Annotated in this window: 11 protein-coding genes, 1 rRNA gene, 1 pseudogene and 1 riboswitch; of the genes and pseudogenes, 1 reads left to right on the forward strand and 12 read right to left on the reverse strand. The window is 72.3% G+C overall.

The genetic code is table 11. The annotated features are described in order from the left end of the window. Nucleotides 1–165: 165 nt before the first annotated feature. Nucleotides 166–3051: an aminomethyl-transferring glycine dehydrogenase gene (gcvP, locus tag ACZ7LB_RS31550; RefSeq protein ID WP_471473078.1), complete on the reverse strand. Its 2886-nt coding sequence runs from the start codon at nt 3049–3051 to the stop codon at nt 166–168. A 178-nt stretch (nt 3052–3229) separates the two neighbouring features. Further along, a riboswitch (glycine riboswitch) is annotated at nt 3230–3325 on the reverse strand. A 157-nt stretch (nt 3326–3482) separates the two neighbouring features. Between gcvP and ACZ7LB_RS31555 the strand changes: the two genes are divergently transcribed. Then, nucleotides 3483–3860, forward strand: coding sequence for a PRC-barrel domain-containing protein (locus ACZ7LB_RS31555; protein WP_471473080.1), 378 nt, complete (start codon nt 3483–3485; stop codon nt 3858–3860). A gap of 269 nt (nt 3861–4129) precedes the next feature. Here ACZ7LB_RS31555 and ACZ7LB_RS31560 read toward each other — a convergent pair. The 11 genes and pseudogenes from ACZ7LB_RS31560 to rrf form a co-directional block, all read right to left on the reverse strand. Next, a pseudogene (locus ACZ7LB_RS31560) lies at nt 4130–5524 on the reverse strand (DNA polymerase IV); the annotation flags it as partial. A gap of 82 nt (nt 5525–5606) precedes the next feature. Further along, entirely contained in the window at nt 5607–6254 is a 648-nt protein-coding gene (locus tag ACZ7LB_RS31565; protein WP_471473082.1) for a MerR family transcriptional regulator, read from the reverse strand. A gap of 160 nt (nt 6255–6414) precedes the next feature. Beyond that, on the reverse strand, nt 6415–6888 hold the full coding sequence (locus tag ACZ7LB_RS31570) for a bifunctional nuclease family protein (RefSeq protein ID WP_161226678.1): 474 nt from the start codon (nt 6886–6888) through the stop codon (nt 6415–6417). Nucleotides 6889–6986: 98 nt separating this feature from the next. Next, nucleotides 6987–7724 (reverse strand): transcriptional regulator FtsR, encoded by a 738-nt coding sequence (gene ftsR, locus ACZ7LB_RS31575; protein ID WP_471473084.1) that lies wholly within the window; start codon nt 7722–7724, stop codon nt 6987–6989. Nucleotides 7725–7764: 40 nt separating this feature from the next. Continuing rightward, nucleotides 7765–8688: an FHA domain-containing protein gene (locus ACZ7LB_RS31580; RefSeq protein WP_471473085.1), complete on the reverse strand. Its 924-nt coding sequence runs from the start codon at nt 8686–8688 to the stop codon at nt 7765–7767. A gap of 61 nt (nt 8689–8749) precedes the next feature. Next, nucleotides 8750–9583: a DUF881 domain-containing protein gene (locus ACZ7LB_RS31585; RefSeq protein WP_471473087.1), complete on the reverse strand. Its 834-nt coding sequence runs from the start codon at nt 9581–9583 to the stop codon at nt 8750–8752. Nucleotides 9584–9588: 5 nt separating this feature from the next. Then, a complete protein-coding gene (locus tag ACZ7LB_RS31590; RefSeq protein WP_003977440.1) occupies nt 9589–9921 on the reverse strand; it encodes a small basic family protein in 333 nt (110 codons plus the stop codon). After that, nucleotides 9918–10811: a DUF881 domain-containing protein gene (locus ACZ7LB_RS31595; protein ID WP_471473089.1), complete on the reverse strand. Its 894-nt coding sequence runs from the start codon at nt 10809–10811 to the stop codon at nt 9918–9920. Before ACZ7LB_RS31595 ends, ACZ7LB_RS31590 begins: the two co-directional genes overlap by 4 nt. Before the next feature lie 223 nt (nt 10812–11034). Further along, nucleotides 11035–13530: a sugar phosphate nucleotidyltransferase gene (locus ACZ7LB_RS31600; RefSeq protein ID WP_471473093.1), complete on the reverse strand. Its 2496-nt coding sequence runs from the start codon at nt 13528–13530 to the stop codon at nt 11035–11037. A 107-nt stretch (nt 13531–13637) separates the two neighbouring features. Then, entirely contained in the window at nt 13638–14255 is a 618-nt protein-coding gene (locus ACZ7LB_RS31605; protein ID WP_471473091.1) for a CDP-alcohol phosphatidyltransferase family protein, read from the reverse strand. A 112-nt stretch (nt 14256–14367) separates the two neighbouring features. Continuing rightward, nucleotides 14368–14462: ribosomal RNA gene (rrf, locus tag ACZ7LB_RS31610) — 5S ribosomal RNA — on the reverse strand; the annotation flags it as partial.

Here is a 14462-nt window from a genome sequence, read left to right on the forward strand (position 1 = left end):
TCCCCCTTGACATGGTTCTGTTCCCCCCCCCCTAAACCCCGGTCCCCCCCCCGACACCCCAACCGGGGGATCCCCCCCCTTCCCAAACAAACCCCCCGGGGCCCTCACCCCGTGGCGGACGGCACCGTCCCGCCCGTACGGCGGCAGCGGTGCCCGCCCGCTCCGTCAGTCCTCGTACGCCTCCAGCGGCGGGCAGGAGCAGACGAGGTTGCGGTCGCCGTAGGCCTGGTCGACGCGGCGCACCGGCGGCCAGTACTTGTCCGCGGCCGTCACCCCGGCCGGGAAGACGGCCTCCTCGCGCGAGTAGGCGTGGTCCCAGTCGCCGCCGAGGGCGGCGGCGGTGTGCGGAGCCGCGCGCAGCGGGTTGTCCTCGGCCGGCCAGGCGCCGGAGCCGACCTTCTCGATCTCCGCCCGGATGGCGATCATGGCGTCGCAGAAGCGGTCCAGCTCGGCCAGGTCCTCGGACTCGGTCGGCTCGATCATCAGCGTGCCGGGCACCGGGAAGGACATCGTCGGCGCGTGGAAGCCGTAGTCGATGAGCCGCTTGGCGACGTCGTCGACGCTCACCCCGGTCGTCCGGGTCAGCTCGCGCAGGTCGATGATGCACTCGTGGGCGACCAGCCCGCCCGGCCCGGTGTAGAGGACCGGGAAGTGCGGCTCCAGCCGCTTGGCGATGTAGTTGGCGGACAGCACGGCCACCTGGGTGGCCCGCTTGAGCCCCTCGCCGCCCATCAGCCGGACGTACGACCAGGAGATGGGCAGGATGCCCGCCGAGCCCCACGGGGCCGCCGAGACCGGGCCCACGCCCGTCGCCGGACCGGCCGCGGGCTGGAGCGGGTGGTTGGGCAGGTACGGCGCCAGGTGCGAGCGCACGGCCACCGGGCCGACGCCGGGGCCGCCGCCGCCGTGCGGGATGCAGAACGTCTTGTGCAGGTTCAGGTGGGAGACGTCGCCGCCGAAGTGGCCCGGCTTGGCGAGGCCGACCAGGGCGTTGAGGTTGGCGCCGTCCACGTAGACCTGGCCGCCCGCGTCGTGGACCCGGGCGCAGATGTCGGCGACGTGCTCCTCGAAGACGCCGTGGGTGGACGGGTAGGTGATCATCAGCACGGCCAGTTCGTCGCGGTGCTTCTCGATCTTGGCCCGCAGGTCCTCGACGTCGACCTCGCCGTCCTCGGCGGTCCGGACCACGACGACCTTCATGCCGGCCATCACGGCGCTGGCCGCGTTGGTGCCGTGCGCGGAGGAGGGGATCAGGCAGACGGTGCGCCCCTCGTCGCCGTTGGCGCGGTGGTAGCCGCGCACGGCGAGCAGACCGGCGAACTCGCCCTGCGAGCCGGCGTTGGGCTGGAGCGAGACCGTGTCGTACCCGGTGACCTCCGCGAGCCGCTCCTCCAGCTCGCGGATGAGCGTCAGATAGCCCTGCGCCTGCTCGGCGGGGGCGAAGGGGTGCAGCGCGCCGAACTCGGGCCAGGTGACCGGCTCCATCTCGGTGGTCGCGTTGAGCTTCATGGTGCACGAGCCCAGCGGGATCATGCCGCGGTCCAGGGCGTAGTCCCGGTCCGCGAGGCGGCGCAGGTAGCGCAGCATCGCGGTCTCGGAGCGGTGCTGGTGGAAGACGGGGTGGGTGAGGAAGTCGTCGGAGCGCAGCAGCTCTCCGGGGAGCGCGTCCGCGGCGGACGCGTCCAGCTCCTCGATGTCCGCCTCGACGCCGAAGGCGTTCCACACGCCGCCGACCTGGGCGCGCGTGGTGGTCTCGTCGCAGGCGAAGGAGACGTGGTCGGCGTCGGCCTGCCGCAGGTTGAGGCCGTTCTCGCGGGCGGCGTTCACGATCTCGGCGGCCCGGCCCGGCACCCGCGCGGTGACCGTGTCGAAGTAGGCGCCGTGGACGATCTCCACGCCGCCCGCGGCGAGCCCGGCGGCGGTGAGGGCCGCGTAGCGGTGGGTGCGCCGGGCGATGGAGCGCAGCCCCTCGGGCCCGTGGTAGACGGCGTACATGCCGGCCATGACGGCGAGCAGGACCTGCGCGGTGCAGATGTTGCTGGTGGCCTTCTCGCGGCGGATGTGCTGCTCGCGGGTCTGCAGGGCGAGGCGGTAGGCGCGGTCGCCGTCGGCGTCGACGGAGACCCCGACGAGCCGGCCGGGGAGGCTGCGGGCGAACTTCTCGTGGACGGCCATGTAGCCGGCGTGCGGGCCGCCGAAGCCCATCGGGACGCCGAAGCGCTGCGTGGTGCCGACGGCGATGTCGGCGCCCAGCTCGCCGGGCGGGGTCAGCAGGGTGAGGGCGAGCAGGTCGGCGGCGACGGTGACGAGGGCGCCGAGTTCGTGGGCCCGGTCGATCACGGGCCGGAGGTCGCGGACGGCACCGGAGGCGCCCGGGTACTGGAGCAGGACGCCGTTGATCTCCCGCTCGGCGACCTCGGCGGGGATGCCGTCGCTGAGGTCGGCGACGACGACCTCGACACCGGTGGGTTCGGCGCGGGTGCGGATGACGGCGACGGTCTGCGGCAGGGCGTCCGCGTCGACGAGGAACAGGCCCTTCTTGTTCCTGCCCATGCGCCGGGAGAGGGCCATCGCCTCGGCGGCGGCGGTGCCCTCGTCGAGCAGCGAGGCGCCGGAGGTGGGCAGGCCGGTGAGGTCGGCGACCATCGTCTGGAAGTTGAGCAGGGCCTCCAGACGGCCCTGGGAGATCTCCGGCTGGTACGGCGTGTAGGCGGTGTACCAGGCCGGGTTCTCCATGACGTTGCGCAGGATGACCGGCGGGGTGAAGGTGCCGTAGTAGCCGAGGCCGATCATGGAGTCGAGGACCTGGTTGCGCTCGGCCAGGGAGCGCAGCTCGGCCAGCACCTCGGCCTCGGAGCGGGCCTCCGGCAGGTCCAGCGCCTCGGCGTTCTTGATGACGTCCGGCACGGCGGCGGCCGTGAGGTCGTCCAGCGAGCCGTAGCCGACCTGCGCGAGCATCTTGGCCCGGGCCTCGTGGTCGGGGCCGATGTGGCGCTGCTCGAACGGCGCGGCCTGTTCGAGCCGGGCGAGCGGAATGCGGTGGGCGGTCATTGCGGAGGCCTCCTGGTCTGACGCGACCTGCGGGGGCACCACGGCTCGGGTGCCCGGACGGCCTCCCCCTCTGTCATCTCAACCTGAGAGCTTCACCGGGCCGTCCGGGGACGGTCACCGGCTTTCACCGTCGGTGAGGGCGGACGCCGTCGACACCCGCCCTGCTTTCCAGAGTGACCTCGTCCGTGCGGTACGTGGGCCTGAGAGATTCCGGGGAGGAGTTGCTCCTTCGGCGCCTCCGGTGGTGTCTGGAGGACTCTCCCGCACGGGGTCAGCGGCCACCTGCCAGCTTACCAGCGAGAAAGTCGAACATTCCTTCGAGTGCCCGGACGGCCGCCGAGTGGCCGACCGGGCCAAAGTGCACTTTCGTATGACCGAAAGGATGTTTCACCGGACGGTCCGCGACCCCGGTGCGACCCACTGGAGGGCCCGTGCGTACCGACATAGATCCGCGCAGTCTGATCGGCCGCAAGGCGTTCGACCGCGGCGGGACCCGGATCGGCACCGTCGACGAGGTCTATCTCGACGACGCCACCGGTCTGCCCGAGTGGGCGGCCATCCGCACCGGCCTGTTCAGCCGGGACGCCTTCGTGCCCCTGGAACCCAGCGAGCTGGTGGACGGCACCCTGCGGGTGCCCTTCGACCGGGCCCTGATCAAGGAGGCCCCGGACTTCGGCGTCGGCCGCCACCTCTCGCCGGAGCAGGAGCTCCAGCTCTACCACCACTACGGCCTCGACGTGGCCGCCGGCCCCCCGCCGCCGGACCGCGACTTCGGGAAGCTGGCGGGCCGGGGCAACGAGGAGCCCTGACCTCCGCCTCCCCCGTCCCCGCGCCCCCGGACACCGCCTCCCTCGTCGCCGCGCTCCGGGACACCGCTGCCCGCGTTCCCGCCCCCCGGGGCACCGCTCCGCCGGTCTCCGGCCGCCCCGGCGGTCTCTCCCCCGGCTCCGCCGTCCGGCGCGCTCCTCCCGCCACCGGGCGCCGGCGCGCCACCCCGGCCGTCCGGTGGTGGTGAGCCCCCGCCGCCGGGCGGCGTCGTCCCCCCGTCGTTCCGCGCCTCCCCCTCGTCCGGGCCGCCCCCGGCCCCGCCGGACGCCGCCCCCTCCGGGGACTCCGGGGACTCCGGCCCGGCCGGCGGAACCGCCTCGACCAGCGGCAGCGGCTCGGCCGGTGCCAGGCCGGGGTCGTCCACGGCGAAGGTCCGCACCCGGCCGGGCGGCGAGTACGGCGTCTCGAAGCGCACGGTGACCCTCCCGACGCCGCTGCCCTGCACCCACCCGTGCCCGTGCTCCGCATGGCGCACATCGTGCCCCGACGGCCAGCGGCGCTCGGCGGGGGCCTCCGGCCGCTCCTCGGCGGGCCCCTCGTCCGCCTCCTCCTCGGCGTCCGCCGCGCGCTCCCCCGCGGCCTGGGCGAACAGGTCCTCCTGCGTGTAGTCGGCGAGCCCGGTGACCCCCACGCCGAGCAGCCGCACCCCTCCGGTGGTGTCCACGGAGTCCAGCAGCCGGGCCGCCGCCTCCCGCACCACCGCCGGATCGTCCGTCGGCCCGCGCAGCGTCTCGGACCGGGTCAGCGTGGAGAAGTCGTAGCGCCGCACCTTGAGCACGATGGTCCGCCCGGACAGCCCGGACCCGCGCAGCCTGCGCACGCACCGCTCGGCCAGCCGCCGCACCTCCGTGCCGACCCGCACCCGGTCGTGGATGTCCACGTCGTAGGTGTCCTCGACGGACACCGACTTGGTCTCCCGCTCGGCCACCACCGGCCGCTCGTCGCGCGCCAGCGCCATGGCGTACAGCGCGTGTCCGTGGGCCCTGCCCAGCAGCCGGACCAGCTCGTCCTCGCCCGCCTCGGCCAGCTCCCCGACCGTGGCGATGCCCGCCCGGCGCAGATGGTCGCCGGTGGCCGGGCCCACGCCGGGCAGGGTGCGCACGGGCATCGGCTCCAGCAGGACCCGCTCGGTGCCGGGACGGACCAGCACCAGCCCGTCGGGTTTCGCCTCCTCGGAGGCGATCTTGGCGAGCATCTTGGAGGCGGCCAGCCCCACCGACCCGGTCAGCCCGGTGGCCGCCCGGATGTCCCGGCGCAGCCTCTCCCCCGCCAGCCGCGCCGACGCCTCGTCCCGGGCCGCCCCGGCGGCCTCCAGGTCCACGAACGCCTCGTCCAGGCTCAGCGGCTCCACGAGCGGCGACAGCAGCCTCAGCAGCCGCATCACCTGCTCGCTGACCGAGCGGTACAGGGCGAAGCGCGGGACGAGGTACGCCGCGTGCGGCGCGAGCCGCCGGGCCTGGCCCATCGGCATCGCCGAGTGCACACCGAAGACCCTGGCCTCGTAGGACGCCGTGGCCACCACACCGCGCGGGCCGAGCCCGCCCACGACCACGGCCTTCCCCCGCAGGCTCGGCTTGGACGCCTGCTCCACCGAGGCGTAGAAGGCGTCCATGTCGAGGTGCAGGATCGTGGGTGCGGTTCTCACGTCTCCGATGCTGCCGCACGGCACTGACAACGGCACCGTCGGCGCCCCCGCTCCGGGGGCGGACGCCGGGCCGCTCCCGGGCTCACACCGCCCGGTTGCGGCGCCGGGCCAGCTCGTCCGCCGGGTGGTGGCCGACCAGGGTCTCCCCGGTGTCCACCCGCTCGCCGTGCAGCTGGGACAGCGCGCTCTCGACGTCCCGCCAGACCACGCCCACGGCGATGCCGAAGATGCCCTGGCCGCCCTGGAGCAGGGCGTGCACCTCGTCCGGCGAGGTGCACTCGTAGACCGTGGCCCCGTCGCACATCAGCGTCATCCGCTCCAGGTCCCTGAAGCCCCGGTCCCGCAGGTGCCGGACGGTGGTCCGGATGTTCTGCAGCGACACCCCGGTGTCCAGGAACCGCTTGACGATCTTCAGCACGACGACGTCGCGGAAGCTGTACAGGCGCTGGGTGCCGGACCCGTGGGCCGGCCGCACACTGGGCTCGACGAGGCCCGTACGGGCCCAGTAGTCGAGCTGTCGATAGGTGATGCCCGCCGCCGCGCAGGCCGTCGGGCCGCGGTAGCCGATCTGCTCGGACGTCATGGCCGTCGCCCCTCCGCTGCCCGGCACGGCCGGGGACCGCTGCGGAACGGGGTCGGCCGCGCCATGGTGGAGCCCGTGGGGACCGCCCACCCCGAGACCTCGGCCGGGGGTGATGTCCCCGGCCGTACCGTCGCCGCTGATCCTCACGCCGACCTCCGTCCTTGACCTGCCTCCTCGACGGTAGGCAGTCACCAAGGGTGCGTCAACGATCGCCACACTCGGCACGCCGAGTGATAATCACCCTTCGAGTGGTTTCGCGTGACCCACCACCGGGAAAAGCTAGTCGAATGCGGCCCGGCGGGGGCTGTCACTGGTTGCCGCTGCCGAAGTCCTCGGGCGAGATCTGGTCGAGGAACTCGCGGAACTTCTCGACCTCGTCCTCCTGCTCGTCCGGAATCGCGATGCCCGCGTCGTCCAGCACCTCGTCGGTGCCGTAGATCGGGGTACCGGTGCGCAGGGCCAGCGCTATCGCGTCGGACGGCCGCGCGCTGACCTCGACCCCGCTGGCGAAGACCAGCTCGGCGAAGAAGACCCCCTCGCGCAGGTCGGTGATGCGCACCTCGGTGAGCTCCTGGCCGACGGCCTCCAGCACGTCCTTGAAAAGGTCGTGGGTCAGCGGCCGGGCGGGTGCCATGCCCTGCTGGGCGAAGGCGATGGCCGTCGCCTCCCCCGGCCCGATCCAGATGGGGAGGTAGCGGTCGCCGCCCACCTCGCGCAGCAGCACGATCGGTTGGTTGGAGGGCATCTCGACCCGGACACCTACGACATCGAGCTCGTTCACACAGCAACCCTAGGCCGTGCCCGGGACGTTTGGGTAGTCGGACCGGGAACGGGTGGGCGATACGGCCCACTGGTCCGTCCTGTTCCGGGCGGACCGGCTCAGGGCAGCCGGACCCCGAGCGCGCTCCGCACCAGCGCGGCGTGCAGCCGCACGGCCAGGCCGGCCAGCTCCTTGGTGCGGGCCTCGGCCAGCGCCCTGGTCTGCGGGTTGCGGTGGCGCTTGAGCGGGGCGACCACCTGGTCCACCAGGCCGGCCTCCCGGTCCGCGGCGGCCTTCATCACCCTCAGGTGCCGGGGCTCGATCCCGAACCGTCCGAGCTGGACGACGAGCGAGGCCACGGTGACCGCCTCGGCGTCGTACACCCCGTCGGCCAGTGGGACGACGAGCCCGTACGACTCCCATTCGGCCAGTTCCCGCTCCTCGATCCCGGCGGCGGCCAGCAGCTCGGCCCGCCCGATGCGGGCCGCCGTGGGCCCCTCTGCGGCCTCCTGCGCCTCCTCGCCCTCCCTCGGCCGCCCCAGCGCGGGCAGCCGCACCGCCTCCCCGCGCTCCACGGCGTCCAGGTGCTCCCGGATGACCTTCAGCGGCAGGTAGTGGTCCCGCTGCATGCGCAGCACATGGCCGAGGCGCTCGACGTCGCGCGCGTCGAACTTGCGGTAGCCGGCCGGGGTCCGCCGCGGTTCGACGAGCCCCTCCGCCTCCAGGAACCTGATCTTGGAGATCGTGACGTCCGGGAACTCGTCGCGCAGCGCGTTCAGCACCGCGCCGATGCTCATCAGTCCCCGGTCCGTGGCGGCGGCGCCGTGTCCGGCACCGCCGCTCGGTGTTTGACGCATGGCCCTTCCCTGGGGTCCCCGGACGGAGCCCGGGGGCCGGTCAGTAACCTCGCCGGCTCGCGTGGAAGACCAGCCGGTACTTGCCGATCTGCACCTCGTCACCATTGGACAGGGCGACCTGGTCGATCCGCTCGCGGTTGACGTACGTGCCGTTCAGGCTGCCGACGTCGGCCACCGTGAACGAGCCGTCCGGACCGCGCCGGAACTCCACGTGCCGACGGGAGACCGTGACGTCGTCCAGGAAGATGTCGCTCTGCGGATGGCGCCCCGCGGTGGTCAGCTCCCCGTCCAGCAGGAAGCGGCTGCCCGAGTTCGGACCGCGGCGCACCACCAGGAGCGCCGAGCCCAGCGGCAGGGCGTCCACGGCGGCCTGCGCCTCGGGGGACAGCGACGGCATCGCGGTCTGCCCGGTGGCCTCGGCGTCGTACGCCTCCAGGCCCGAGATGGAGATCGTCGACGTCGTCTCGGAGGCACGCTCCGGGATCGCGCCGGGGCGCAGCGGCGCGCCGCAGTTGGAGCAGAAGCGGCTGTTCTCCGCGTTCTGGTGACCGCACCTCGTACACACCAGGGCCGACATGGGCACACCCTCCTGCCGCGGCTGCCCCGCCGGGGCGCCGGGCGCGTACGCGCCGGGGGCCTGCGGCTGACCGAAACCTATGCCGCCGGACTGAGCGGGGTCAACGGACGACGCGCCGTGACCACCGGCGGCGCCGCCGACCTGGTCCCGGAACAGCGGACGCGGCCCTTCCGCGTCGGGCTGTGCGCGATGGCGGGCGGTGGCGTTGTCACTGCCCTCTCGCGCGCTCTTGCCGAACAACTTCGCAAACAACTTCACGGGCGATTCCCCTTGACCGAAACAGACCCGCCCGTGGGGCAGGACGAACCCTGACTGACCGCACTGGCCGACCCGGACACTCTTACAACGTCCGTATCCACCGGACAGTTTCCACCACGCACCACCCAATCGGTGCGTCGACCCCCCGCAACCTCATGCCCTCGTCCGACGATCACCATGCACCCCCGGTTCACCGGGAGGACGACCGAGCGTAGTCAGGCCGCTTCGCTGCTCGCAAGGCATCCACGACGATGCCGGTGGACCGCTCGACGGTGACGGTGGCCTGTTCCTTCTCCAGAGTCTGCACCACGCCTCCCGGGATGTTGAGCGCCGGTTCCAGGTCCCGCGGCTCGCCGATGACCTGGAAACGATAGGGCGGGGTGATCTTGTTCCCGTCGACGGCCACGCGCGTGTCGGTGTCCGTCAGATAGGTGCCGGCCACCACCCGTACGCCGTTGACCTGGATCGCCTCCGCGCCGGCCGCGCGGAGCTCCTGGATCGCGTCGAGCAGCATGTCCGCCTCGACCATGCCCTTCGTGTCCTCGATCGTCATCGTGATGCCGGGTCCCTTCGCGGCCACGGTGCCCGCCAGGACGCCGAGTTGCCGCTCCTTCTCCAGCGTCTGCCTGCGGGCCTCCTCCGCCTGGTCGGAGCTGTTGGCCAGCTCGTCCCGCTGCTTCTCGAGGCCCTGCTTCTCGTCTTCTAGACGTTGGGTCCGGTCGTCGAGTTCATCGAGGATGCGGACGAGATCCTCCTGGCGGGCGCCGCGCAGGGCGCTGCCGCTGTCGCTGTTGGACGCCACCTGCACGGCCAGGCCGAAGCCCAGACCGAACAGCAGCAGGGCGACGATGAGTTGGGCCCGGGTCACACGCGGCGGCCACAGCCCGGCGACCAGCCGCTGACGGCCGGTCAGCACCGCTCCGCCGCCGCTCCCGTCCTCGTCCGGCGGGGGCGGCGCCGGGGGCACCTCCGCGGGCAGTTCCTTGCGCAGGGGATGCGCGGGCACTCCGTCGTGGTCGCTCATCGGCCTCACGCCCGGAACACGTGCCGGCGGATGGCCGCCGCGTTGGAGAAGATCCGGATGCCGAGGACGACCACGACGCCGGTGGAGAGCTGCGCCCCCACGCCCAGCTTGTCGCCCAGGAACACGATCAGCGCGGCGACCACGACGTTCGACAGGAACGACACCACGAAGACCTTGTCGTCGAAGATGCCGTCGAGCATGGCCCTCAGCCCGCCGAAGACGGCGTCGAGCGCCGCGACCACGGCGATCGGCAGATACGGTTCGACGGCCGCCGGCACCTCCGGCCGGACCAGCAGTCCGGCCACGACTCCCACGACGAGGCCCAGTACGGCGATCACGATGTGCCCTTCTCGGTTATCGGCTGTGCGGTACGTACGATCACGCTCGGAGCGGCCGGGAGCCGGAGGTCGTCCTTGGCGGAGAGGGCGGTCCGGATGCCGTAGTTCTCCTGGAGGGCGTTCAGGTAGAGCCCGTCGGCGCTGTCCCGGAAGCCGTCGCGGAGCCGCTCCCCGTCCCCCAGCGCGAGCACCGTGTACGGCGGCACCAGCGGCTTGTTGTCGACCAGTACGGCGTCACCGGCGGCCCTGATCGCGGACAGCGCGGTCAGCCGCCGCCCGTTGATGGAGACGGCCTCGGCGCCCGCCTCCCAGAGCCCGTTGACCACCCGCTGCATGTCCCGGTCCCGGACCCGGCCGGTGTCGGCGAACCCGGAGGTGCCGCGCGGCCGTCCGTCGCCCGCGGAGACGTCCTTGGCGTCGTCGACGACCAGCCTCACCCCGGGGCCCCGCACGGCCACGGCACCGGAAAGGACGCCCATCAGGTCGGAGCCGTCGTCGTGGCCGCTGCTCGCGAGGGCCTCCCGCTGCCGGGCGCCGACCTCGGCGCGCAGCTCGTCGACCTTCCGCTCCAGCTCGTCGGCCGCCGACGTCTCCCCCTCGACCCGGTCGATCAGCTCCTCGCGCTCCTTGGCGATGACGGGGGCCGAGACCCGGGCCTGTGCCGCGCCGACGGTGACGACCAGGGCGGCGAGGACCAGACCGGTGGCGAGCCCGAGCTTGGCGCGCAGGGTCCTGGGGAGTCCGCCGGCGCCCTCGGCGCGCTTGCGCGCGGCGGCTTCGGCGTATCCGTCGTCCAGGCTGTGGTCCATGACGTTGGTCAGCAACGACATGGAGGCGTCGGGGCGTACGGGCCGCGTGGGGGTGCTCCGAACGGGGGGTTGCTGCGGCATGCCGCACATCGTCGCACGCCGACGCCCCTACCTCCGAATGGCCCCACCCGCGCACCGGGCGGGGCGCTCGGAAGCGCCCCGCCGGCACCGGCGGACGGGGCCGGGCGGGACCGGAACGGGCCGGTCCAGGGGCCGGACGGAGGTGCGGGGCCGGGTGCCCCGGGCGGGGCCCGGCCCCGGGCTCCCGCCCCGCCGCGGGCGGGGCGGGAGGGAGCGGGCCGTCCTACTGGCCGGCGCTCTCCACGATCGCCGCCCACTCGTCCAGCAGGGCCCGCGCGGAGGCGTCGTCGGGCCCCTCGGCCCACAGGTGGGTGACCGCCTCGGCCGGGTCCGGCAGGACCATGACCCAACGGCCGTCGGCCTCGACCACCCGCACACCGTCGGTGGTGTCCACGAACCGGTCCCCGGCGGCCTCCACGACCCGACGCATCACCAGTCCCTTGACGGCCCAGGGCGTGGCCAGGTCCCGCTTGAGGACGTGGGCCCCGGGGATGCGGGCGTCGATCTGGCTCAGGGTGAGCTGCGTCCGGGCGACCAGCCCGATGAGCCGGACGAAGGCGGCCGTGCCGTCGTAGACGCGGCTGAACTCGGGGACGATGAAGCCGCCCTTGCCGTCGCCGCCGAAGATGGTGCCCTCCTCGCCGCCGACCCGGGTGAGGTCGTCGGGCGAGGTGGTGGTCCACTCGACCTGGGTGCCGTGGTAGGCGGCCACCTGCTCGGCGATCCTGGTGGTGGTCACCGGCAGCGCCACCCGCCCGCTGCGCCGTTCGGCGGCGACCAGGTCCAGCATCACCAGCAGGGCCCGGTCGTCCTCGATGATCCGCCCCTTCTCGTCGACGAGCGAGAGCCGCTCCCCGACCGGGTCGAACCGCACGCCGAACGCGGCCCGGGAGGACGCCACGATCTCGCCGAGGCGCACCAGCCCCGAGCGCCGCATCTCGGCGGTCTCGGTCGGCCGGGCCTCGTCGAGGCCGGGGTTGATGGTCAGCGAGTCGACGCCCAGCTTGCCCAGCAGGCTGGGCAGCACCAGCCCGGCGCTGCCGTTGGAGGCGTCCACGACGACCTTGAGCCCCGACTCCGCGATCCCGGTGGTGTCGACGTTGCGCAGCAGCGATCCGGTGTACGAGTCGTAGACGCTGGCGGGGAAGTGGAGGTCACCGATCTCGCCGGGGAACGCCCGCCGGTAGTCCTGCCGCGCGAACACCCGGTCGAGCTTGCGCTGGCTGCCCTGGGACAGGTCGGCGCCCTGCCCGTCGAAGAACATGATGTCGACCGAGTCCGGCACCCCGGTCGTGGTGCGGATCATGATGCCGCCGGCGCTGCCCCGCGCGGTCTGCTGCCGCGCCACGGGCAGCGGCACGTTCTCCAGGTCCCGCACGTCGATGGCGCTGGCCTGGAGGGCGGAGATCACCGCCCGCTTGAGGGCCCGGGCGCCCCGGGAGTGGTCGCGGGCGGTGGTGACGGTCGAACCCTTCTTCAGGGTCGTCGCGTAGGCGCCGGCGAGCCGCACGGCCAGCTCCGGCGTGATCTCCACGTTGAGGATGCCGGAGACCCCGCGGGCGCCGAAGAGGTGCGCCTGGCCCCGCGACTCCCAGATCACCGAGGTGTTGACGAAGGCGCCGGCCTCGATGGTCTTGAAGGGGTAGACGCGCACATTGCCCTGGATGATCGATTCCTCACCGACCAGGCACTCGTCGCCGATGACCGCGCCGTCCTCGACCCGGGCCGCGCGCATGATGTCGGTGTTCCTGCCGACGACGCAGCCGCGGAGGTTGCTGTGCGGTCCGACGTACACGTTGTCGTGGACGACGGCCTTGTGGAGGAAGGCGCCGCTCTTGACGACCACGTTGGAGCCCACGACGGTGTGCTCGCGGATCTCCGCGCCGGCCTCGACCTTGGCGTAGTCGCCGATGTAGAGGGGGCCGCGGAGGACCGCGTCGGGGTGCACCTCGGCCCCCTCGGCGACCCAGACGCCGGGGGAGATCTCGAAGCCGTCGATGTCGACGTCGACCTTGCCCTCCAGGACGTCGGCCTGGGCCTTCACATAGCTCTCGTGGGTGCCCACGTCCTCCCAGTAGCCCTCCGCGACATAGCCGTAGACGGGCTTGCCCTCCTTCATGAGTTGCGGGAAGACGTCACCGGACCAGTCCACGGGCACATCGGGGTCGACGTAGTCGAAGACCTCGGGCTCCATGACGTAGATGCCGGTGTTGACGGTGTCCGAGAAGACCTGACCCCAGGTCGGCTTCTCCAGGAAGCGTTCGACCTTTCCCTCTTCGTCGACGATGGTGATGCCGAATTCCAGCGGGTTGGGCACACGCGTCAGACAGACGGTGACGAGTGCGCCCTTCTCCTTGTGGAAGGTGATGAGGTCGGTCAGGTCGAAATCGGTCAGGGCGTCGCCGGAGATGACGAGGAAAGCATCGTCCTTCAGGGCCGCTTCGGCGTTCTTGACGCTTCCGGCGGTACCGAGTGGCTTCTCCTCATTGGCATAGGTGAGTTCCATGCCGAGCTCTTCGCCGTCACCGAAGTAGTTCTTGACCAGCGAGGCCAGGAACTGGACGGTGACCACGGTCTCGTTGAGCCCATGCCGCTTGAGCAGCCGCAGGACGTGCTCCATGATCGGCCGGTTCACGACCGGCAGGAGCGGCTTGGGCATGCTTGAGGTCATGGGGCGAAGGCGTGTGCCCTCGCCTCCGGCCATCACGACGGCCTTCATGTCGGAAGCGTCCTCCTCCAAGAGATGACGGTCCAGCCGACTTCACCCGTCCTGATTGTCCCGCACATCGAGGGCGCGGGCCATCCGGCCGCCAGGGGGCCTCACATTCAACGAGTTCGATCGGCCGTGGTGTCCGCGCGGATGAGACGGCGGACCTGCACCACATAGAGCACTCCTGCCCACCAGTACAGGGTTGTACCCCATCCGGCGAACGCCCAGCCGAAAACGGCGGCGAGTGACGCGATCCATCCGCCCCCGTCGCTGAGCAGGAGCAACGGGAAGGCGTACATGAGATTGAAGGTGGCCGCCTTGCCGAGGAAGTTCACCTGCGGCGGCGGGTATCCGTGGCGCCGGAGCACGCCGACCATCACCAGCAGGACGGCCTCTCGGGCCAGCAGGACGAGGGTCAGCCAGAGGGGCAGGATCTCGCGCCAGGTAAGGCCGAGCAGGGTCGAGAGGATGTAGAGGCGGTCGGCCGCGGGGTCGAGGAGCCGGCCGAGGCTGCTGATCTGGTTCCAGCGCCGGGCGAGTTTGCCGTCCAGGTAGTCACTGACACCGCTCAGGGCGAGCACCAGGAGTGCCCAGCCGTCGCTCTTCGGGCCGCCGAACTCGGGCCGGAGAATCAGCCACAGGAAGAGGGGTACGCCGAGGAGACGCGCCATGCTGAGGATGTTCGGAATGGTGAGGACCCGGTCGGTCTGCACGCGGGTCTCCTGGACCTCCACGCGGGAGCCTCCTGGACGGAAAGGGCCGATGATGCCCCCTGACCCTACCCCAACGCAAAAAAGCTCCGGCTCCCGGGTTGTTGACCCGGGAGCCGGAGCTTATTCAAAAGGAGTTCGGCGGCGTCCTACTCTCCCACAGGGTCCCCCCTGCAGTACCATCGGCGCTGTAGAGCTTAGCTTCCGGGTTCGGAATGTAACCGGGCGTTT

This window comes from Streptomyces sp. NPDC107521 (genome assembly GCF_055598485.1).